The sequence below is a fragment of the Pseudomonas zeae genome (assembly GCF_014268485.2).
Taxonomy (GTDB): Bacteria; Pseudomonadota; Gammaproteobacteria; order Pseudomonadales; family Pseudomonadaceae; genus Aquipseudomonas; species Aquipseudomonas neuropathica.
In genome coordinates this window covers 6,068,155-6,088,743 of record NZ_CP077090.1, presented here as the reverse complement: position 1 = coordinate 6,088,743, position 20,589 = coordinate 6,068,155, and the positions used below count along the sequence as shown (strand labels likewise).

The window sequence follows — 20,589 nt, the reverse complement described above, 5'->3', positions numbered from 1 at the left end:
GGATATCAGGGTCAAGTGAGGGGACTAGGGATGGCTCGACGCTGGTTGGCGCTAGTGGTTTTGGCTTTACTGAGCACCGTGGCCGGTGCGCAGGAAGCTGCGCCGACGCCGGCAGTCATCCATCTGGCCAGCGAAGACTGGGAAGACTACACCGCCGCTGACGGCCATGGCCTTGGCTGGGACGTGCTGCGCAAAGTGTTCGAACCGGCCGGGGTCAAGCTGGACATTCGCAGCGTGCCTTACACCCGCTCGGTCGGGCTGGTGCAGTTGAAGGAAGTCGACGCGCTGGTCGGCTCCTACCGCGACGAAGCCGAGCAGGTCTTGTACCCACACTGGAATTTCGATTCCGACCACATTTACGCATTAGGCCTGGCGAGTAATCCGGCGCCTACCGAAGCGACGCTGGGCAAGTATCGCCTGGCTTGGGTGCGCGGTTATCGCTACGAAAACTTCTTGCCGAATATCAAGCGCTACAACCAGATCGAGCGGCGTAGCGGGATCCTGTCGATGCTCAAGCAGGGGCGGGCGGATTACTACATCGATGCGCTGACCGAGATTGAAGCCGTGGTGAAAACCGCAGCCGATCCGGCGCAGTATCGCTATTCACACCTGGCCGAGCTGCCGCTGTTTCTCGGCTTTGCCGACACGCCACAGGCGCGAGCGCTGATGGCGCTGTATGACCAGCGTATGGAGCAGTTGGTGAAGAGCGGCGAGTTGAAGCCGATCTTCGAGAAGTGGCAGCAGCCGTATCCGTTCAACTCGAACTGAGCATACAACTCCTGTGGGAGCGAGCCTGCTCGCGAAAGCGGTGGTTCAGCCAGCATTAGGGCGACTGACCTGACGCCTTCGCGAGCAGGCTCGCTCCCACAGGGGATCGAGGCAACTCAGTTGTTATCAAACTTTTTGATCGTTATGCCCGATAATTCAGCCTAAGCGCCGGTAGGAACCTGCTGTTACAATGCCGGCCTGCGAATTTTCAGACTCTTTAGATCAGGAGCACACCGGTGCCTGTCGTCTTTGTCGCCGCTTCCAAGCTGCCAACGCCTTTTGCGCAATTCACCATGCACGGTTTTCTCGATGAAGCCACCGGCCGCGAGCACGTCGTGCTGAGCCTGGGTGAAATTGCCGACGGTGCCCCGGTACTCGGCCGGTTGCACTCCGAATGCCTGACCGGCGATGCCTTGTTCAGCCAGCGTTGCGACTGCGGTTCGCAACTGGAAGGCGCGCTTAAAGCCATCGCCCGTGAAGGTCGTGGTGTGTTGCTGTACCTGCGTCAGGAAGGTCGTGGCATCGGCTTGTTGAACAAGATCCGTGCCTACGAATTACAGGATGGCGGCGCCGACACCGTTGAAGCCAACGAGCGTCTGGGCTTTGCCGCTGATCAGCGTGACTACGCCATGTGCCTGCCGATGCTCGAGCATCTGGGCGTGAAATCCCTGCGCCTGATGACCAACAACCCGCGCAAGGTCAAAGCCTTGACCGATATGGGCATTACCGTCGCCGAGCGCGTGCCGCTGCACACCGGTCACAACCCCCACAACAAACTCTATCTGGCGACCAAGGCCAGCAAGCTCGACCACATGATGGGCAACGAGCATCAGGGCGAGGTAGATCGCGCGTGACTCGCGGTCAGGTGCGGCGCCGGTTGTCGGTCGATTGGTGGAAATACCTCGCACTGGCGCTGCTGCCGCTGTTCGTACTCAACGCGTTGTTCGGTCAGGGCGAAGGCATTCTCCCTGTGCTAGCGATGCCGTTCTTTATTGCCGGCGTGGCATCGATGTTTGTCAGCCTGAAATTTTTTGGCCGTTATAAACATGCGCTGATCGCCACGCAAAAAGCCCTCGATACCCCGGATGAACCGGCCGCGTGGATTGCGCTTGCAGCACGTCGTCGTTCGGCTTTTCTCGCGGCAGCCTTGCCGGCGTGGATCGGCGCACTGGCGGTGTTTGTCGGTCTTGAAGCCGTACCGTTGATGCTGCTGGCGTTGTCCACGGCGGTGCTGTTTTATCTCTACCGTATCCCGCGTCAACTCGGTTGATGCGCCGCCTCTGGCTGGCGGTCCTGCTGCTAGCGGTCTCGGCTCCGGTGCCGGCGGGCCTGCGGGTGGTCAGCCTCGCGCCGTCACTTTCTGAAATTGTCGTTGAGCTGGATTCGGCTGATTTGTTAGTCGGTGTGCTTGATGCCGGTGAGCGGCCAGCGGCGATTGCCAGCATTCCTTCTGTCGGCCGCTATGGTCAGCTCGATATGGAGCAGTTGCTGAGCCTCAAACCTGACTTGTTGTTGCTGTGGTCCGGCAGTGTCGGCCCGGCGCAGCGTGATCAACTGAAGCGCCTGGGCATCCCGACCTTCGTCGCCGAACCGCATTCACTTGAACAACTCACCACCCAGATTGAAGCCATTGCCGCGCAATTGGGGCGACCTGAACGTGGGGTGAAACGGGCGGCGGCGTTGCGCCAACGACTCGTGGAGTTGCGCCAGCGCTATCGCCGGGAAGTGCCGTTGCGGGTCTTCTATCAGGTCTGGGACAAACCGCTGTACACCGTCGGTGGCGGGCAGATTATCAGCGATGCGCTTGAGGTGTGCGGGGCGCGCAATGTGTTCGCCGACCTGAGTTTGCCGGCGCCGCAGGTGAGTATTGAGGCAGTGTTGCAGCGCGACCCTGAAGTGATTTTGGCGAGTGATCAGGCGCAACTGAATGCGTGGAAAACCTGGCCACAGGTGGCGGCCGTGAAGCAGGAAAAATTACTGTTGGTCACCGACAAAGGTCTCGAACGCCCAAGTGGCCAAATGATCAACGCTACCGCCAAACTCTGCCAATTGATCGCGCCTGACCGCTGAAATTGCGGTGACTTCTTTGCGAACAGGCTCGCTCCCACAGGAGGATTGCATTCCAAATGTGGGAGCGAGCCTGCTCGCGAAGGGGTCAGTCAAATCACCGAAGATTCAAATCAAAGCTGGGGAGTCCAAGTCACCCCAAACATCCACATCCGACCTTCCTCGCGATAACCATACTGGCTGCCGTCATAGCTGTAGTTCGCGCGGCTGTAACCTTTGTCGAAAACGTTATCGATCTTCAGATCCAGCTGGATCTCGCGGTTCAACGCCCAACTGCTGCGCAAGCCGAACAACGCATAACCACCCAGCGGGTTTTCATTTTTCAGGTCGTCATAACTGCTGCTGACCGCCTGCCAACTGGCGCCGAGGCTGACTTGATCAAATTGTCGATCCAGATCCCAGCTCAACGTGCGCCGCGCGCGCCGGGCCAGGGTGTGGCCAGTATCACGGTCGCGCGGATCAATGATCGATACGCCAAGGTTGCTCTGCCAGTCGAACAGTTCCTGCTTCAGTGCCGCTTCAAAACCGTTGATCCGCGCCGACGCGACGTTCTCCGGGCGTGAATTGCTGCCGAAGATGATCGCGTCTTCCAGGTCCGTACGGTAAATCGACGCCTCGAGACGGCTGCTGTCGCTCAACTGGCTGCGCCATTGCAGCTCGTAGCTTTTCGAGGTTTCCGGTTTCAAATCCGGGTTGCTGAAGTCGGGGTAGTACAGATCGTTGAAAGTCGGCGCACGAAAGCCTTCGCTATAGCTCAGCAACAGGTCGTTGTCCGGGTTCAGCGGCAATGTGAACGTGCCGCTCCAGGTGTCCTGGCTGCCGAATTGCTGGTTGTCGTCGTGACGCAGACCCAGTTCCGTGGAGAAGCTGTCGGCTTGATAACGGTGCTGGATGAATGCGGCGCGGTTCCAGCGGCTGTCTTCGTCGAATGCGGTGCTGCTGTTGACCCGGTCTTCGTACCAGTCGCCGCCGAGAATCAGGCTGTTGCGTGCGTCCAGCGTCAGATCGTTCTGCCAGTTCACCGAGTCGCGGTAGGTGTTGAACACCGTGCGTTCGTCGCTGAGCTTGTCGAGGCTCTTCTCGCGGTTCTCGGTATGGCCGAATTCGATCCGGGTTTTCCAGGTTTCGTTGACCCGAGCATCGACGTAACTGCTGACACTGCTGACGTTGAAATCGCTGTAGGGCTGCTGTTGGACCGATTCGAAGGTGTTCATGTCGAAGCGGCCGAACGGGTTGTCGAACTCGTTCTTGCCGCGGTTATCCAGCAGATTGGCGCCGACTTCGATGTCATCGCTCAGCGCATGGCTGAGGCTCAGGCTAACGGACTGATTGCGGTAGGCGTCGTGATCGGCATCGCTTGGGTACGACTGGTGAGTACGGTCACCTCCGGCGGTTTCATCAAGGCTGGCGCCGAGGTTGAAACGGGTTTTCTCGTCGCCCCCGGACAAGCCGAGGCTGCGCTCCCAGGTCTGGTTGCTGCCGAAACCGACGTGCATCCGTGGCTGCAAACCTTGCTCAGTGCCGCGCCGGGTGAAGATCTGAATCACCCCGCCAATCGCATCGCTGCCGTAAATCACCGAACGCGAACCGCGCAGGACTTCCACCCGTTCGATCTGCTCGATGTTCAGATGCTGCAGGTTGCTGTCGCCGGAAGTGGAGCTGCCAATGCGCTGGCCGTCGACCAGCACCAGACTCTGCGCCGACTGCGTGCCGCGAATGTAAATGCCCGGCAGACTGCCACGTCCGCCGGCCTGCGCCACTTGCACACCAGGGACGCGACGCAGCAGGTCCGGTACGTCACTCGGCTGCAGGCGGTCGATGTCTTCGCGGGTGAACACCGTGTTGGCGGCGCTGCTGTCGTTGCGGGCTTCGACCTGGCGGTTGGCGGAGATCAGCATGTCCGGCAGCTTCAGTGCCTGATCACGCTCGAAGGTATCGGCGAGAGTGCTGGCGGTCGGTAGCAGGAGGAAGGGCAGGGCAAGGCGCGAGAGTTTCATCGACAGTCCACTGGTGTTTCAGGTGTACACAAATCAAATGTGGGAGCGAGCCTGCTCGCGAATGCGGTGTATCAGTCAGCAATGAATTGACTGACAGTCCGCTTTCGCGAGCAGGCTCGCTCCCACAAGGGTAATGCGTTTACTTGTTGAGTAAGGCCAGACGCTCACGAATCGACGCTTCGATCCCTGCCTCATCCAGCCCGCACTCGGCCAGCATTTGCGCAGGCTTGGCGTGTTCGACGTAGATATCCGGCAAGCCCAGGTGCAGCATCGACTTGAGGATGTTCTCCCGCGCGAGGAATTCACTGACCGCGCCACCGGCGCCGCCCATGATCGCGTTCTCTTCGATCGTCACCAGTAACTCGTGGCTGCCGGCAATCTCGCGCACCAGCGCTTCATCCAGCGGTTTGACGAAACGCATATCGACCACGGTGGCATCGAGTTTTTCAGCCACCTTCAGCGCCTCGGCCAGTTGCACGCCGAACACCAGCAGAGCGACTTTGCTGCCCTGGCGACGGACGATGCCTTTGCCTATTTCAATCGGCTCGAGGTCTTTGTCGATCGTCGCGTTCGGGCCGGTGCCGCGTGGATAGCGCACAGCTGCCGGGCCGTTGTACAGGTGGCCGGTGGTGAGCATTTTGCGCAGTTCGTTTTCATCACTCGGGGTCATGATGACCATGCCCGGGATGCAACGCAGGTAGGACAGGTCGAAGCTGCCAGCGTGGGTCGGGCCGTCTTCGCCCACCAGGCCGGCGCGGTCGATGGCGAACAGCACGTCGAGGTTCTGCACTGCGACGTCATGCACCAACTGGTCGTAACCACGCTGGAGGAACGTCGAGTAGATCGCCACTACCGGTTTTGCGCCTTCGCAGGCCATGCCGGCCGCGAATGTCACCGCGTGTTGCTCGGCAATCGCCACGTCAAAGTAGCGCAGCGGGAAGCGTTCGCTGAACGCCACCAGATCCGAGCCTTCCTTCATCGCCGGGGTAATCCCGACGAGACGCGGATCAGTAGCAGCCATGTCGCACAGCCACTCGCCGAACACGGCCGAATACTTCGGACCGCCAGCCTTAGTCGGCGCAGCAGCCGGGGCATCGACCGGTTCGAGTTTGGTGATCGCGTGGTAGCCGATCGGGTCGACTTCCGCCGGGGCGAAACCCTTGCCTTTCTTGGTGACGATGTGCAGGAACTGCGGGCCTTTCAGATCGCGCATGTTGCGCAGGGTGGCGATCAGGGTTGGCAGGTCGTGGCCGTCGATCGGGCCGATGTAGTTCCAGCCCAGCTCTTCGAACAGGGTGCCGGGGACCAGCATGCCTTTGGCGTATTCTTCAGTGCGACGGGCGATTTCCCAGGCGCCGGGCAGGCGCGACAGGACTTTCTTGCTGCCCTCACGCATGCTCGCGTAGGTGCGGCTGGAAAGGATCTTCGCCAGATAATTCGACAGGCCACCGACATTGCGCGAGATCGACATGTCGTTGTCGTTGAGGATCACCAGCATGTTGGCGTTGACTTCCGGCGCGTGGTTCAGCGCCTCGAAAGCCATGCCGGCGGTCAACGCGCCGTCACCAATCACCGCGATTGCCTTGCGATCGCTGTTCTGCAGGCGGGCGGCGATGGCCATGCCCAGTGCAGCGCTGATCGAAGTGCTGGAGTGGCCGACGCCAAAGGTGTCGTATTCACTCTCGGCGCGACGCGGGAACGCGGCAATGCCGTCCTTCTGGCGCAGGGTGCCCATGCGCTCGCGGCGACCGGTGAGGATCTTGTGCGGATACGCCTGGTGCCCGACGTCCCACAGCAGACGGTCGTCCGGTGTGTCGAAGACGTAATGCAACGCGATGGTCAGCTCGATCACGCCCAGGCCGGCACCGAAATGCCCACCGGTCTGACCGACCGTGTAGAGCAATTCCAGGCGCAACTCATCGGCCAGGGTTTCCAGCTCGGCTTCGCCTAACCGGCGCAGGCCGTCCGGCGTGTTCGCGCGGTCGAGCAGGGGCGTGGTCGGGCGCTTGCGGGGAATCTCATGAAACGTCGTGGGCATCAGGCGAATCGTTATAGGTATAGAAGATGCGGCAGTTTACCTGATGCATCGCCCCCTGCCCACGCGTTGGTCTTTTTTGGCGGATACGCCGTCAGTTGCGCCGCTCGACGATATACCGGGCCAGCTCGCGCAACGGCTCGGAGGCCGCGTCAAACGGTCGCAGGGCGTGCAGGGCCTGATCGCGCAGTTCCAGGGCGTAGGCCTTGGCGGCGTCGAGACCGAGCAGCGCCGGGTAGGTCGGCTTGTCACGGGCAATGTCGGCGCCCTGGCGTTTGCCGAGGGTTTCGGTATCGCTTTCGACGTCGAGGATGTCGTCCTGCACCTGAAAGGCCAGACCGATGGCCTGTGCATAAGTCTGCAGGGCACGGAGTTCATCCTGCTCGGCACGGCCGCTGGCCAGAGCGCCGAGTTTGACACTGACTTCGATCAGCGCGCCGGTCTTGTGCCGGTGCATCTGTTCGAGGGCTTTCTGATCGAGTTTGAGGCCGACCGAACCAAGGTCGATGGCCTGACCACCGACCATGCCCGCCGGGCCTGCGGCGTTAGCCAGTGCAGTGACCATTTGCAGGCGGATGTCACTGCTGCAATCGCTCAGGCGCGGGTCGAGCAGGGCGCTGAAGGCCAGGCTCTGCAAGCCGTCACCGGCGAGAATCGCGCAGGCTTCGTCGAATTTCTTGTGGGTGGTCGGCTGGCCGCGACGCAGATCATCGTCGTCCATCGCCGGCAAATCGTCGTGAACCAGCGAATAAGCGTGGATCAACTCAAGCGCGCAAGCCGCGCCGTTAGCTTGCTCCGCCCTGCCACCGAGGGCTTCGCACGCGGCGTAGGCCAGCAGCGGACGCACGCGTTTGCCGCCGTTCATCACGCTGTAGCGCATGGCTTCGTAAAGCCGCGCCAATTCCGGTAACGGCGCGTTGAACAGGGTTTCCAGCGCCGCGTTTACCCGGGTCTGGCTGCTCGCCGTATACGCCGCAATCATTCTGGCTGTTCCGCGTCGAAGGGTTCCTCGGCGAGTTCGCCATCGCGCTCCAGCAGCACCTGCACCTTCTGCTCGGCTTGCGCCAGCGCTGCCTGGCAATCACGGGTCAGACCGATGCCCTGCTCGAAAGCGGTCAGCGAGTCTTCCAGCGACAATTCACCGTTCTCCAGACGCTCGACCAATGTTTGCAGGTCGGCGAGGGACTGTTCGAAATCCAGTGCAGCTTTTTTGCGGGCCATGGCGGCGATTTCCGGTTGACGTTAAACCGGCGCGACACTAGCAGATAGGGGGTTTATGGGCAAATGAGCGGGGTGCGACCGGCCCTTTTTCCTGAGGCGATTCGGGATGGCTGAAACCTATTCGGCTCATTTTGTGAGCCGAATAATCTCTCTATTCGGCTCACGCCCCTTGAAAAGCAGGTTTCCTACAGCGATTGCACATGTATCCGATTGTTAAAAAACTGCCAAATGGCTAATCTTCGCGCCTTCTACGACCCCATAGTCACGGGTCTTTCAGACGAAACGCAGTTTTCACCGCTGTGAAGTACCGAGGATCGGGTGCAAGGTTTCGTTCAGGCATGGCAGGAGGCATTACATGCGTTCATTTCTTTGGCTACTGATCGGCCTGGCCTGCGCGCCCGCGCTGTCGGCCGCGCCGAGCGCTGAACTGTCGGAACCGGTGGGCGGCTGGCGCTATCACGGCTTGCTCGATCGCACGGAAAACCCGCAAGTCGCCTATCCCACGCCGCCGATTGATCGCGGCATTCAGCGCAATCGCACGATGATCCAGGGCCAGCTCAAGGCCATCGGCCATATGCGCCCGCCGCACAGCCTCGCCGTGAATGGCAATCCATTGAATCTGTACACCGACGACCAGGGCCGTTTCGCCCGGCCCTACGCGTTCGGCGCCGGCTCCAACAGCGTCGAAGTGATCAGCGCCCAAGGCCAGTCGCTCAAGCGCGTGCAATTTTATGAAGCAAACAATTTGCGCACGCCGGCGCGAATTCGTCTTGTCTTGGGCTGGGACGATCCAAAAGCCGAGCTCGATCTGCACATTGTCACGCCCGACGGTCAGCATGCGTTCTGGGCGCAGCCGGCGCTGAGTAATGGCGGCGGTCTCGACCCGGATGGCGTCGACGGCCCCGGCCCGGAAATGTTCACCATGACTGCGCCGCTGCACGGCACTTATCTGGTTTACGTCAACTATTGGGGCAACTTCGGCAACGGCGGCTATAACTTCGAGGAGACCAGCAACCAGAACGAGGTGATCACCTCGCAAATCACGCTGGTGCTCAACGAAAACACCGTCGACGAAAAACGCGAAACGTTCATCGTGCCCCTGCGGGCGATCGGTGATCTGCTGCTGGTCAAGACTTTCAACTATTAAGCATTCCGCCACGGATGAAATCCTGAGCTTTGGGAAATGAGCGAAAAGATGAGCGATAACACTGTTACTTCGGCTGCCGACACGCCAGCGGCCAAACCTTCGCGGCGCTGGCCCTTGCTGCTGGCCGGGTTGTGCCTGGTGGCCGGTGTAGCGGGTGGTTTTGGCTGGCTGCTGCTCAAGCCCAAGGCGCCGCCGGCGGAATTGGCCAGTGACAAGCTCGGCCTGAGCCGCCCCGATGCACTGCTGGAAACCCGCTCGCTGAGCCAGTTGCCCAAGGACCTGCTGACGGTGCCGTTCCTCAAGGCCACGCTGACCGAAGATTTCGTCTTCTATTACGAGACCCATGCTGATCGCCTCGGCTTGATCGGCAGTCTGCGCCGGATCATTTACGAGCATGATCTGAAGTTGCAGGACAGCCTGATCGAGCAGCTTTTCGATCAGCCGGCCGACGTCGCGTTGTGGCGTGGCGCGGATGGGCGCTTGAAGGATTTCCTGCTGGTGATGGACCGTGGCGGTCTGGCGAAACTGCTCGAGCCGCTGGCGAAAGTAGCGCTGGATGACACGCAGCTCAGTCAGATGAGCGAACTCAAGGTCGGCGGCGACACTGTGCCGCTGTATCAACTGACCTATAACGCCAGCAAAGCCCTGTTGTTCGCCTCCCACGGCGACAAACTGGTGGTGCTGTCCAACCCGGCCAAGTATTACGACCCGGAAAGCGGCGCCTCCGAGGAATCCGGCCATGTCTCGCCACAAGCGCTGGCGGCGCTGCTCAATGGCGAAAAACTGTTCCCCGAAGCGTTCGGCCTGCCGGCGAAAACTCCGGAAACCAAGCAACGCCTATCGGTCAACTCCAGCGTACTGGCCATGGGGTATCAGCGTTTCATCCCGAACTTCGCCGGGCTGCGCTTCGACATGGACGACAAGGGCTGGCACAGCTACCTGGCCATGGACGAGCTGGAAAACCAGCCCGACTTCGATTTCAAACCGGTCTGGCAAGCCATGCCGCTCGGCGCCAGTGCCTGCGTAACCCTGCCGGTCGCGGCCGAACCGCAAAAACCACTGCTGGTAAAACTCGGCGCTGAAGAAGCTGTGGCGCAAACCCTCACCGAACATGTGGCCGGCGCGGCAGGCCTGTGCTGGTACGCCGATTCGCGTTTGTACACGCCATTGCTGGTGGCCAGTCTGAAAGACGAGGACAGCAGCAAACTCGATGGCGACCTCGGCAAACTGTTTGGCTCGATGGTCGGCGCGTTCGAGGCCAACGTCGACGAAAACGTGTTCCCGGTGGTCGAAAAGCAGGAAGGCCAGAGCCACGTCTGGCAGCGTCAGGTCAGTTCCAATTTCGGCCCATACGCGGCGAAGACTGCGGAGAACCCGGACGCGATTTCCGGCAAGGCTTTCATGAAGGTCAGCCTAGCTCGCCACGGTTCGACGGTGCTGTTTTCCCTCGACGACAAACTCGTCGACAAGGCCCTCGGCACCCTCGACAAACGCTTCCCGCCGATGGCCGACGTGTTGCCCAAAGACGTGCTGATGCCGATCTATTTCGGCCCGGATTCGATGGCGCAGCTGATGCAGCAAGAAACCCTCGATAGCCTGCCGCAGGACATGGAGCCGGTGTTCTACAACGCCGCGCAAACCTATCTGATCCCGAAACTGCGCACCCTTGGCGGCTACGGCAAATATGCCCTGACTTTGCCTGAAGGCAGCGAGCCTGACGGCCACTGGCAGTGGCTGCCGCTGGAATGGAAAGCGCTGTGACGACACTGATCCGCAGCCTCGGCCTGCTCGCGCTGTTGCTCAGTGCGGGCGCCCGCGCCGTTGAAGCACCCGCACTCGATCCGGCGCAATCCCAGGTGTTTCGCGCCTGGTTCGTGCGCATCGCTCAAGAGCAGTTGAGCCAAGGCCCAAGTCCGCGCTGGTATCAGCAGGACTGTGCCGGGCTGGTGCGCTTTGCCGCCAACGAAGCGCTGAAAGTCCACGACGACAAATGGCTGCGCAGCAATGGCCTGTCCAATCGCTACCTGCCGCCGGAGCTGTCGCTCAGCGATGAGCAACGCAAGCTCGCCCAGCAATGGCAGCAGGGCGGCGGCAAGGTCGGGCCTTACGTCAACGCGATCAAACTGATTCAGTTCAATAGTCATCTGGTCAGCCGTGACGTCTCGCAGGCGCGGCCCGGTGATTTGATGTTTTTCGATCAGGGCGACGACCAGCACCTGATGATCTGGATGGGCCGCTACATCGCCTATCACACCGGCACCACCACCCCCACTGACAACGGCATGCGTTCGGCAAGCCTGCAGCAACTCATGACATGGAAGGACACCCGATGGATACCCGACGCAGCCAACCCCAACTTCATCGGCGTCTATCGACTGAACTTTCTCTCCCAATGACCGGTGCCCGCATGTTGCGACTCTGCTCCCGAATTCCTTTGCTGCTGGCGCTGTTGCTGCCAGTGGCTACCGTCAGCGCCGAAGATTCGGTCGAGCCGAGCGGCTACACGCCGGTCTCGGGTGAAAGCTTTTTCCTGCTCGCCGACAGCAGTTTTGCTGCTGATGAACAGGCAATGGTCCGTCTCGAAGCGCCGGGCCGTGACTATCGTCGTTTCCGCATGGAACCTTACGGCGGCGCGGATATTCGTGTGTACCGCATCGACAAACCGCTGGATTTCCTCAAGCGTCAAAAGAATCTGCATCGCGTGGTCAGCGACGGCCAGTTCAAGGGTGAAGGCCTGTCCAACACCCTCGCGTATCTGTGGGACAACTGGTACCGCAAATCCCGACGGGTGATGCAGCGCGCGTTCTCTTATGAATCGCGCAAACAGGTCACCGAAGAAGTGCCGGAACTGAAGATGGGCAACGCCATCGCAGCGCCGACGCCGTACGACGCGCAGCCGCAATTTGCGCTGATTCCGGGTCTGCCGGTGGTCAGCCAGTTCCGTTATCCGCTGTGGCAGGCCAAGCCGATTCAGCCGCCGGAAGGGGTCAATCTGGCCGGGTCTTCGAGCGATTTCGTCAGCGTCGCGCCGGGTAACGTTTATATCCCGTTGGGCAATCTGAAGCCGGGTCTGTACCTGGTCGAAGCGCTGATCGGCAAGTACCGCGCAACCACCATGGTGTTCGTCTCCAACACCGTCGCGGTGAGCAAGATTGCCGGTGATGAATTGCTGGTCTGGGCCGCGCGCAAACACGAAGGCAGTTCGGTACCGAAGGTCAATGTGCTGTGGACCGACGGCCTCGGCGTGATGAGCAGCGGTGCCACCGATACTGACGGTTTGCTGCGCCTGAAACACGTCAGCCCGGAGCGTTCGTTCGTCATCGGCGAGGACGAAGAGGGCGGGGTGTTCGTCTCCGAGAACTTCTATTACGACAGCGAAATCTACGACACCAAACTCTACGCGTTCACCGACCGGCCGCTGTATCGCCCAGGTGATTGGGTGTCGCTGAAAATCGTTGGTCGTGAGTTCAAGAATGCGCGGGACTCGGTGTTGCCGGGTGCTGCAGATGTCACGGTCAGCGTGCTTGACGCCACAGGCACTGAGTTGCAACACCTCGACCTGAAACTCGATTCGAAGGCCGGCACTCAGGGCCGCTTCCAGTTGCCGGACAACGCAGTGGCCGGTGGTTACGAGATCCGTTTCAACTATAAGGACCAGGCTTACAGCAGCGCTTTCCGCGTGGCCGAGTACATCAAGCCGCACTTCGAGATTTCGCTGAATCTGGCCAAGCAGGATTACCGCACTGGCGAACCGGTGAAGGGCAGCCTGGTGCTGCTGTACCCGGACGGCAAACCGGTGGCCAACGCCAAGTTGACCCTGAGCCTGCGCGCCCAGCAACTGTCGATGGTCGACAACGAGCTGCAATACCTCGGGCAATTCCCGGTAGAGCTGACCAGCACCGAACTGACCACCGACAGCAAAGGCAATGCGAGCCTCGACCTGCCTGCGGCCGACAAACCGAGCCGCTACATGCTCACCGTGTTTGCCAGCGATGGCGCGGCGTATCGGGTCAAGACCACCAAGGAAATTCTAATCGACCGTGGCGCTGCGAGCTTCCGCCTGAGCGCGCCGCAACGCTTCAGTGCGGTCGGTGACAAGGTTGCGTTCAGCTACGCCAACGAGGGCGGCACCGAGCAAAGCAAAGCGGTGACGCCGAGCACCTATGGCTGGGTACGTCTGGAAGACCAGAGCACCGGTGAAGGCAAGCTCGCGGCGACTGACAAGGGCTTCAGCATGGCCTTCGAACGCCCGGGCACTTACAACCTGACCTTGAAAGATCAACACGGTCGCGTCCTCGGTGCCACGGGGCATTCGGTCACTGGCGACGGCGTCAAAGCGGTACCGGGCACTGTGGAAATCGTCCTCGACAAGCCTGAGTACAAGGCCGGCGATGAAGCGCTGGCGCTGATCACTTTCCCGGAGCCGGTCAGTGATGCGTTGCTCTCGCTGGAACGCGACAAAGTCGAAGCTACCGCGCTGCTGGCCAAGGGCGGCGACTGGTTGAAACTGGAAAAACTCAGCGACACCCAATACCGCGCGCGCATTCCGGTGAAGGACAACTTTGCACCGAACCTGACCTTCTCCGTGCTCTACACCAAGGGCGGTCAGTACAGCTTCCAGAACGCCGGGATCAAAGTGGTTGCGCCGCAAATCGACGTGGCGATCAGCACCGACAAAGCGGTGTACCTGCCGGGCGACACGGTCACGGTTGATCTGACCACCCAGTTCGCCGGCAAAGCGGTTCCGGCGCATCTGACCGTCAGTGTTGTCGACGAAATGGTCTACGCACTGCAACCGGAAGTCGCGCCGACCATCGACCAGTTCTTCTATCACCCGCGCCGTAACAACGTGCGCACCAGTGCCAGCCTGTCGTTCATCAGTTACGACGTCGCGTTGCCGGGCAGCCCCGGCGCACCGGGCAAAGCCAACCGCAGCGAGCGCGGGGTGAAAGTGCTGGAGCGGCCGCGTCGTGAGGACGTCGATACCGCTGCGTGGCAGCCAGAGTTGTTGACCGGGGCCGACGGCAAAACCCGTTTCACCTTCAAGATGCCGGACTCGCTGACCCGCTGGCGCATCACCGCGCGGGCAATTGCCGATGATGGTCAGGTCGGGCAGAAGAAGCAGTTCGTGCGTTCGGAAAAACCGCTGTACCTGAAGTGGAGCGGGCCGAGCAAATTCCGCAAGGGTGATCAGCCGCAACTTGGCGTGTTTGCGTTCAGTCAGGCCGAGAAACCGGTCAAGGCTGAACTGGTGACTCACTATGCGGGCGCCGAACAGCGTCTGCCTGTGACCCTGAACAACGGCATCAATTATCTGCCGCTGCCGGCGTTCTCATTGGCTTCCGGCGAATGGACGGCGGAGTTGGTGCAGGACGGCAAGACCGCCGACTCTCTCGCCGTGCGCCTGAGTGCGACCGGTGACGGCTGGCAAGTCACTCAGACTCAAAGCCTCGACGTGGCCAGCGGTGACACACCGTTGAGTCTGCCGGCCGACGCCACCGATATTCGCCTGCGTCTGGATGACAGCCCGCAAGCGTTGTTCCGCTCGGCACTCGATGATCTGCTCAGCTATCCGTGCGGCGGCGTCGAGCAGACTGCCAGCCGTTTGCTGCCGTTGAGCATTGCCTATCCATCGCTGGCATCGAATCCGCAGATTCGTGATCGCTTGCGTCTGATCATGCAGAACAGCCGTCTGCGTCTGGTGCAAATGGCCGGGCCGTCGGCGAGCTTCACCTGGTGGGGCTACGACGGTGAACCGGATGCGTTCCTCACGGCTTACGCTTACTACGCCGACTGGAACGCTAGCCAGGTGCTGGAATTGACCTTGCCGCCGGAACATTGGCAGCGAGTGCTGGAGGTCTACGCCAAGCAAGCGCCGAACACACCGTTGCTGCAGCGCGCGCTGATTCTGTCGTTCGCCAAGCAGATGCATTTGCCGGTGAACACCTTGCTCAGCGGCTTGATGGAGGATCTGGCCAAGGCCGGTGAAGGCAACGCCGAAACCCTGATGGACGACGGCGAAGACAGTCTGGTGATGAGCGACCCGGATTCGGCGCTCGGTCTGGCGGCGGCGCGGGTGTTGACCGCTGCGTTGGCCACGCAGTCGAAGGTTGCCTTGCCGGAAACGTTCAATCGTCAGGTGGGGGCTGCGCAACAGCGTCTGGCGGTCAGTTCGCAGCCGTTCGCCGAGGCGCTGAACCTGTCGCTGCAAGCATTCGATCAGGCGCGTGCTACGGCGTTGTTGCAACGTTTGCTGCCGCAGCAATCGACCCTCGAACGTGCGCTGGCGCTGACCTGGCTGCAACGCAGCATCGCCCAGGCGTCGCCGACCATTGCACTGACGCCGGGTGAAGGCTGGAAGAAGAACTACGGAGCCAGCGGCGAGATGTACTGGACGTGGCAGGGCACGACGCCAGTGCCGAGCGTGTTGTCGGTGTCCGGTACGCAGGAGCGTCCGCTGCGCGCGGCGTTGAGTTTCCAGACCCAGCAAGCGGCAGTCGATCCGATGGCCGTGACCATCACCCGTCGCCTGTCGCGACTGGTACCGGGCGACGAAGCGTTCACCTTCAAACTGGAGCCAATCGGCACCAAGCCGTTGTCCAGTGACAGTCTGTATCTGGACGAAGTGATCCTCACCAGCAAAGCGCCGAAACCACTGCGCTACGGTATGCTCGAAGTGCCGCTGCCACCGGGCGCCGATGTTGAGCGCACGACGTGGGGCATCAAGTTGCAGGGCAAGGACGGCACCGAACCAACGGCGCTGGAGAAGGCGCGCTTCGAACCGGGGCAACTGGCTTACGCGGTGCCTGTTGATGCGCTGAGCGGCGAATTGCGCTTGCGCCATCTGGTGCGCTTCTCGCAAAAGGGCCAGTTCAACCTGCCGCCGGTGCGTTTCAAACAGGTCTACGCGCCGCAGCATCAGGCCCAGGAAGCGAAAGCCGCCCTTGGTCAGGTCACGGTCAACTGACATGAACCGGCCGCTGCTGTGGCTGCTGATGTGTGTGATACCTGCGCTGGCGACGGCGCAGGATGAGCCGTTGCGCGTGGCCTATAAGGGTGAGTTGTTATCGCTGAATCAGACGCAACTGATCGCTCGTGAACCGTTGCCGCAGACGCTCGATACCCCGTTGGGCAGTCTGTGGAAATTGTTCGTATACGCATGGCTGGTCGATACCGGTGCGCGTGAGCCAGCCTATGAATGTCGCGGACAGTCGAAGGAAGAGGTTTATTGCTGCTCGGCGGGCGGCAGGATCGAGCGTGATCAGGCGTTGGTGAAATCCTGCGGTTTGTACTTTGAGCCTGCGCGATTGGGGATTTCTTCTGCCGATTGGCGCACGTATTGGCAGGCGCGGCGGGCGCCATCGTGGCTGCTGGATTTGCCGTCGGTGCAGCCGGCTCAACGGGTTTCCGTGATCGAGTTGTTGAAGGTCTTGGCTGCTTTGCCGGCGCAGGATCAAGCGCGTCGAGTGCTGCTCGATGTGGTGCTGAATGCGGCGGACGGTAATGTCGTCGGCGAACTGGGCGGGCGTTTGCGGGTGAAAACCTGGAGCTGGCTTGGCGATCAGGATCCGCAGTCGCGCCAGGGTGGTTTCGCCGGTTGGACCGCGGACGGATCTCCGCTCTGGGCGGGTGGGCGTGGTACCAGTCAGATGGTTTTGCGCCATTACGGACAGGCACTGGCGACGGTGTTGCCCGCCGCATGGCCGGCAGAAGCCGGGCGCTGTGTTGAAGTCGGGTTGTTCTCGCGCTATCCGCTCACGCGGGTTTTGGATGGTGAGCGGGTGGTGACGTCCGGCCCGTTGCAGGGCGATTACCGCGTCGAATTCGCCAATGGCAACGCGCTGGATATCCACAGTGACGGCGAACTGTTTCTGCTCAACGACAAACTGGTCGCAAGGCTTGATCGCGAAGAATATGTAGCTCGCGTCCTTGAGCGCGAAGCCAAACCGGAACCCGCCGAGGCGGCCAAAGCGCTGGCCGTGGCAATCCGCACCTATCTGCTGCAAAACGCCACGCGCAACGGCGATTGCCTGAACATCGACGACAGCAGCAATCGCCAACGCGTCGCCCCGCGTCCAGCCTCGGCCGAGTCACGCAACATCGCGGCGTGGACGGCGGATCTGGTACTGGCCGGTAGCACCGTCACCTATCACTCCGATCAACCCGGCCCGGACAAACTCGCCTGGCAACAAGCCGTCGAGCAAGCTAATGCCGGTCAGCGTTACGACGCGATTCTGCTGCACGCCTATCCGCGCGCCAGCCTCAGTCGCTGGGACAATCCGGTTGCCTCCTGCGAGGCACTGCCCGCCGCGCAAGACTGGCTGCAGAAACAGCGACGCGGCTGGCGCCCGAAGCTGGAAAGCGAAACCGGCTACAACGAAGTCAGCACATTCGCCGTGTGCAAACTCGCCTTCGGTCGTCCCTTTGTCGATCGCGAACGCCAACGTATTTACGTGCGTGGCGTACTGACCCTGCAGGATCGCCTCGACCTGACCCACGAATATCTGCACCTGGCCTTTGAAGCACACCCCAACGGCCAGGATGAAACCTACATCGAAGGGCTCGCCCGTCACCTTTTGCTGGAATAGACCATGAAACTCCGTTATCCACAGGTCTTGCTGCTGCTCTGCACATTGACCGCGCTAGCGCCGGCGATGGCCGCTGACAGCGTCAAACTCGACACCCCGGTCGGCGGCTGGCGCAGCGGCGCACCCGAAGGCGAGGGCGAAAGCTTCCGTCAGACCGTCAACTACCCGGCCTCATCGGTCAACACCCCGGTCGGCCAGGCCAACACTGCCCGCATCAGCGGCGAGATCAAAGCTGCGCGGAAGGACAACGAACCCGGCCGCCTGATCGTCAACGGCGTGAGCATGCCGCTGAAAATCGACGACAGCGGCCGCTTCGACCGCCCGTTCTCCTTCCCCAACGGTAGCAACAGCGTCGAAGTACGCAGTCCCGACGGCCAGCAACGCCACCGCACGCAATTCCTCAATACCAGCGGCGGCGCCACCCCGGCAAAACTGCGCGTACTGCTGGCGTGGGACAGCGACGGCACCGACCTCGACCTGCACCTGATCACCCCTGACGGCGCGCACATTTGGTACGGCAACCGCAGCGCCGCCAACGGCGCCGCACTCGACGTTGACGTCACCACCGGTTATGGCCCGGAAATCTTCGCCATGCCGGCGCCGATCAAGGGGCAGTATCTGGTGTATGTGAATTATTACGGCGGTGGGTATCGCGGGGATGACGAGGGCGGGGATGAAGCGGTACAGGCACTGACCACGGCGCAGGTGACGGTGATTACTGAAGAGGGTACGCCGAGCGAGAAGATGGAGACGTTTCTGATCCCGATGCGGGCGGTGGGGGAGTTGACGTTGGTTAAGGCGTTCAGTTATCCGTGAGGGAATTGGGCTGCGGGTTGCTGCCCAATTTCAGGTCGCAGACATTGGACCGACTCAGGGCAGGAGCGAAAGACGGTCCTGCGCAACCTCGTAAGCAGCTTCTCTCTCTCGCTTCCCGATTGCGATTACACACCACAATCTCTTGATCAAGGACCTGATAGATCAGGCGATAGCCAGCGCTTTTCAGCTTCACTTTGTAGCAATCCGGGAGCTCGCGAAGTCGATTGGCTTCTATTCGAGGATTCTCCAATACCTCTGTGAGCTTCTTCTTGAACTGGTGGCGAACCGTATCGCCGAGTTTGTTCCACTCCTTTAAAGCACGACGATCAAATTCAAGGTTATAGGTCATCCAGACTTACCTTGACTCGTTGAGGTGCCGCGAGGCGTTCGGTGACTACGGCTATGAGTACTTCATCTTCCTCGCTGAGCAATGCTGCTTTGAAGGGTAGCTTGCCTCGCTCGGCGACGTATTGGAGTGTCTGACGCAAAAGCTCTGAGGGAGTTACTCCCAGCTTTTCCAGTTCGGCGAAGGAGCGCTGCTTCAGATCATCGTCGATGCGAATGTTGATGGAGGCCATGATGAAATACCTGTAATGACGTTTGTCGTTACGGTACCAAGAGGCTCTTCTGTTCGACAAGCGCGAATTTATGTTTCAGACGGTAGGCCGGGTTTATTTCAGGCATTAAAAAGCCGGCTTGTGGCCGGCTTCTCGGGGACTGACTTGGCCTATTTTTGGTAAGCCTTGCCAGCCTTCAAAACGTACATCCGGATCTGCGTCCGGCTGTGGGACTTGGTCAGACGTTGGTCTGCCGCGTCGGGCGCTGTCTGAGCCGCGGGGCGGGTCGATGCGCAAATGTGGGGCGCAGGATACTGAGTTTTGTTGTGGATTCCCAGTCTGAAGTGCGGTTTAGAGCGACCGCAGTCGAACAAATTCGCGATTTGTACCGATTATCAGGGCCTCATCGCGAGCAGGCTCACTCCTACAGGAGGCTTTGCAGGCCGTGAGATCATAGAAACGGCACCACCGGCCGCCGCTTGCTCACTGTCGACCACCAGAACACCCAGCCCAATATATGAATCCGTTGCTCCTCGATCTGTGCCGGGCGGAACACTTCGTCCGGGTATTCGGCGTTGTTGTGGCTGCGCAGGCGCAGGCCGTTGCCGGGCATGCGGTGCAGGTATTTGATGCGCAGCATGCCGTCGTGTTCGATCGCGTAGATCTCACCGTCGACCACCTGGGTCAGGCTGCGGTCGATGGCGACGACGGAGCCGTCTTCGATGCGTTCAGCCATGCTGTTGCCGATCATGTGCGCGCAGATGGCGTCGGCGGGGCGGATTTCCAGTTGATCAAGCTGTGCGCGCAGCAGGCGGATGGACAGGTCCGGGTCCTGAATGACGTGGTTTTTGTCGGAGCCGTTGGTCAGGGGTGTTTCTTTGAAGAAGGCCAGTTCGATGTCGTTGGGATGGATGAATCGATAGGACCCCTGGGGATCCTGAGCGTCGAAGCTGTCGCCATTGCTGGCTGGCGGAGTCAGGCTTGGCAGCTCTTTTGTGCCTTGGCCGGTTTTCAGCCATTCGCTGTTGACGGACAGCAGGCGTGAGACTTCTTCCATGCGATACGCCGGGACGCCCCGGGTGTACCAGTTGTGGACATTTTGGGCTTCCGTGCCCCAGAACTTTGCGAAACCCGTCGTCGAGATGTTCGCAGCTTCCAGGAGTGCCTTGAATCTTGGACCGCTAGTGTTCTTTCTCATAAACACGGAGTCTACGGCCGTGCCAGAGCGGTTTGAATAAACCGGGCGTTCAAAAACGGGCTGAATTTTGCGACGGGATGTAAGACGTTCTTGTGGGAAATTACACAAGATAAAACTTTTCTGTAGTCCGTCATAAACACTCTGTTTAAGGCGGCTTTTCCCGAGCACAAAAAACCCCGGATCAACCGGGGTTTT

The 20,589-nt window shown here is 60.6% G+C and carries 16 protein-coding genes and 1 pseudogene; 10 read left to right on the top strand and 7 right to left on the bottom strand.

Going from position 1 to position 20,589, the window contains the following annotated elements:
- Positions 1–30 precede the first annotated feature (30 nt).
- The 4 genes from HU754_RS26785 to HU754_RS26770 all read left to right on the top strand — a co-directional run bounded on the left by HU754_RS26785 (position 31) and on the right by HU754_RS26770 (position 2,838).
- Complete coding sequence (locus tag HU754_RS26785; RefSeq protein WP_186621751.1) at positions 31–768, top strand: substrate-binding periplasmic protein; 738 nt, start codon at positions 31–33, stop codon at positions 766–768.
- Positions 769–1,004: 236 nt separating this feature from the next.
- Entirely contained in the window at positions 1,005–1,622 is a 618-nt protein-coding gene (gene ribA, locus HU754_RS26780) for a GTP cyclohydrolase II (RefSeq protein ID WP_016984117.1), read from the top strand.
- The gene (locus tag HU754_RS26775) at positions 1,619–2,038 is read left to right on the top strand and encodes an MFS transporter (protein ID WP_186621753.1); all 420 of its coding nucleotides are present in this window, start codon (positions 1,619–1,621) and stop codon (positions 2,036–2,038) included. The genes ribA and HU754_RS26775 overlap by 4 nt, the downstream gene beginning before the upstream one ends.
- Positions 2,038–2,838 (top strand): cobalamin-binding protein, encoded by an 801-nt coding sequence (locus HU754_RS26770; protein ID WP_186621755.1) that lies wholly within the window; start codon positions 2,038–2,040, stop codon positions 2,836–2,838. The genes HU754_RS26775 and HU754_RS26770 overlap by 1 nt, the downstream gene beginning before the upstream one ends.
- 110 nt (positions 2,839–2,948) lie before the next feature.
- Here HU754_RS26770 and HU754_RS26765 read toward each other — a convergent pair whose 3' ends face one another.
- The 4 genes from HU754_RS26765 to HU754_RS26750 form a co-directional block, all read right to left on the bottom strand.
- Positions 2,949–4,832, bottom strand: a complete 1,884-nt coding sequence (locus tag HU754_RS26765) for a TonB-dependent receptor domain-containing protein (RefSeq protein ID WP_186621756.1) — start codon at positions 4,830–4,832, stop codon at positions 2,949–2,951.
- Between the two features lie 139 nt (positions 4,833–4,971).
- The gene (gene dxs, locus HU754_RS26760) at positions 4,972–6,870 is read right to left on the bottom strand and encodes a 1-deoxy-D-xylulose-5-phosphate synthase (protein WP_186621759.1); all 1,899 of its coding nucleotides are present in this window, start codon (positions 6,868–6,870) and stop codon (positions 4,972–4,974) included.
- A gap of 91 nt (positions 6,871–6,961) precedes the next feature.
- Entirely contained in the window at positions 6,962–7,849 is an 888-nt protein-coding gene (gene ispA / locus HU754_RS26755; protein WP_186621761.1) for a (2E,6E)-farnesyl diphosphate synthase, read from the bottom strand.
- Positions 7,846–8,088 carry an exodeoxyribonuclease VII small subunit gene (locus HU754_RS26750; RefSeq protein WP_003228627.1) on the bottom strand — a complete coding sequence of 81 codons (243 nt, stop codon included), beginning with the start codon at positions 8,086–8,088 and terminating at the stop codon, positions 7,846–7,848. Before HU754_RS26750 ends, ispA begins: the two co-directional genes overlap by 4 nt.
- Before the next feature lie 355 nt (positions 8,089–8,443).
- Between HU754_RS26750 and HU754_RS26745 the strand changes: the two genes are divergently transcribed.
- Genes HU754_RS26745 through HU754_RS26720 form a run of 6 tightly spaced genes read left to right on the top strand, consistent with a single transcriptional unit; the run spans position 8,444 to position 18,639 of the window.
- A complete protein-coding gene (locus HU754_RS26745) occupies positions 8,444–9,235 on the top strand; it encodes a YfaP family protein (protein WP_186621763.1) in 792 nt (263 codons plus the stop codon).
- Positions 9,236–9,283: 48 nt separating this feature from the next.
- Positions 9,284–10,996, top strand: coding sequence for a DUF2138 domain-containing protein (locus tag HU754_RS26740; RefSeq protein ID WP_186621765.1), 1,713 nt, complete (start codon positions 9,284–9,286; stop codon positions 10,994–10,996).
- The gene (locus HU754_RS26735; protein WP_095122135.1) at positions 10,981–11,631 is read left to right on the top strand and encodes a DUF1175 domain-containing protein; all 651 of its coding nucleotides are present in this window, start codon (positions 10,981–10,983) and stop codon (positions 11,629–11,631) included. The genes HU754_RS26740 and HU754_RS26735 overlap by 16 nt, the downstream gene beginning before the upstream one ends.
- Positions 11,628–16,202 (top strand): alpha-2-macroglobulin family protein, encoded by a 4,575-nt coding sequence (locus HU754_RS26730; protein WP_186621766.1) that lies wholly within the window; start codon positions 11,628–11,630, stop codon positions 16,200–16,202. Before HU754_RS26735 ends, HU754_RS26730 begins: the two co-directional genes overlap by 4 nt.
- Before the next feature lies 1 nt (position 16,203).
- Positions 16,204–17,823: a DUF2300 domain-containing protein gene (locus tag HU754_RS26725; protein ID WP_186621768.1), complete on the top strand. Its 1,620-nt coding sequence runs from the start codon at positions 16,204–16,206 to the stop codon at positions 17,821–17,823.
- Positions 17,824–17,826: 3 nt separating this feature from the next.
- The gene (locus HU754_RS26720) at positions 17,827–18,639 is read left to right on the top strand and encodes a YfaP family protein (protein ID WP_186621770.1); all 813 of its coding nucleotides are present in this window, start codon (positions 17,827–17,829) and stop codon (positions 18,637–18,639) included.
- Between the two features lie 54 nt (positions 18,640–18,693).
- Here HU754_RS26720 and HU754_RS26715 read toward each other — a convergent pair.
- The 3 genes and pseudogenes from HU754_RS26715 to HU754_RS26705 form a co-directional block, all read right to left on the bottom strand.
- A pseudogene (locus HU754_RS26715) lies at positions 18,694–18,988 on the bottom strand (type II toxin-antitoxin system RelE family toxin).
- Complete coding sequence (locus HU754_RS26710) at positions 18,978–19,217, bottom strand: type II toxin-antitoxin system RelB/DinJ family antitoxin (protein ID WP_016984130.1); 240 nt, start codon at positions 19,215–19,217, stop codon at positions 18,978–18,980. The pseudogene HU754_RS26715 and the gene HU754_RS26710 overlap by 11 nt, the downstream one beginning before the upstream one ends.
- Before the next feature lie 430 nt (positions 19,218–19,647).
- Positions 19,648–20,394 (bottom strand): S24 family peptidase, encoded by a 747-nt coding sequence (locus tag HU754_RS26705; RefSeq protein ID WP_186621772.1) that lies wholly within the window; start codon positions 20,392–20,394, stop codon positions 19,648–19,650.
- Between the last annotated feature and the right edge of the window lie 195 nt (positions 20,395–20,589).

Excerpts from the sequence above, each read along its gene's own strand:
- HU754_RS26785 (WP_186621751.1), top strand. The coding sequence starts at position 31 with ATGGCTCGACGCTGGTTGGCGCTAGTGGTTTTGGCTTTACTGAGCACC.
- HU754_RS26770 (WP_186621755.1), top strand. The coding sequence starts at position 2,038 with ATGCGCCGCCTCTGGCTGGCGGTCCTGCTGCTAGCGGTCTCGGCTCCG.
- HU754_RS26765 (WP_186621756.1), bottom strand. The coding sequence starts at position 4,832 with ATGAAACTCTCGCGCCTTGCCCTGCCCTTCCTCCTGCTACCGACCGCC.
- dxs (WP_186621759.1), bottom strand. The coding sequence starts at position 6,870 with ATGCCCACGACGTTTCATGAGATTCCCCGCAAGCGCCCGACCACGCCC.
- ispA (WP_186621761.1), bottom strand. The coding sequence starts at position 7,849 with ATGATTGCGGCGTATACGGCGAGCAGCCAGACCCGGGTAAACGCGGCG.
- HU754_RS26750 (WP_003228627.1), bottom strand. The coding sequence starts at position 8,088 with ATGGCCCGCAAAAAAGCTGCACTGGATTTCGAACAGTCCCTCGCCGAC.
- HU754_RS26745 (WP_186621763.1), top strand. The coding sequence starts at position 8,444 with ATGCGTTCATTTCTTTGGCTACTGATCGGCCTGGCCTGCGCGCCCGCG.
- HU754_RS26740 (WP_186621765.1), top strand. The coding sequence starts at position 9,284 with ATGAGCGATAACACTGTTACTTCGGCTGCCGACACGCCAGCGGCCAAA.
- HU754_RS26735 (WP_095122135.1), top strand. The coding sequence starts at position 10,981 with ATGGAAAGCGCTGTGACGACACTGATCCGCAGCCTCGGCCTGCTCGCG.
- HU754_RS26730 (WP_186621766.1), top strand. The coding sequence starts at position 11,628 with ATGACCGGTGCCCGCATGTTGCGACTCTGCTCCCGAATTCCTTTGCTG.
- HU754_RS26725 (WP_186621768.1), top strand. The coding sequence starts at position 16,204 with ATGAACCGGCCGCTGCTGTGGCTGCTGATGTGTGTGATACCTGCGCTG.
- HU754_RS26720 (WP_186621770.1), top strand. The coding sequence starts at position 17,827 with ATGAAACTCCGTTATCCACAGGTCTTGCTGCTGCTCTGCACATTGACC.
- HU754_RS26710 (WP_016984130.1), bottom strand. The coding sequence starts at position 19,217 with ATGGCCTCCATCAACATTCGCATCGACGATGATCTGAAGCAGCGCTCC.
- HU754_RS26705 (WP_186621772.1), bottom strand. The coding sequence starts at position 20,394 with ATGAGAAAGAACACTAGCGGTCCAAGATTCAAGGCACTCCTGGAAGCT.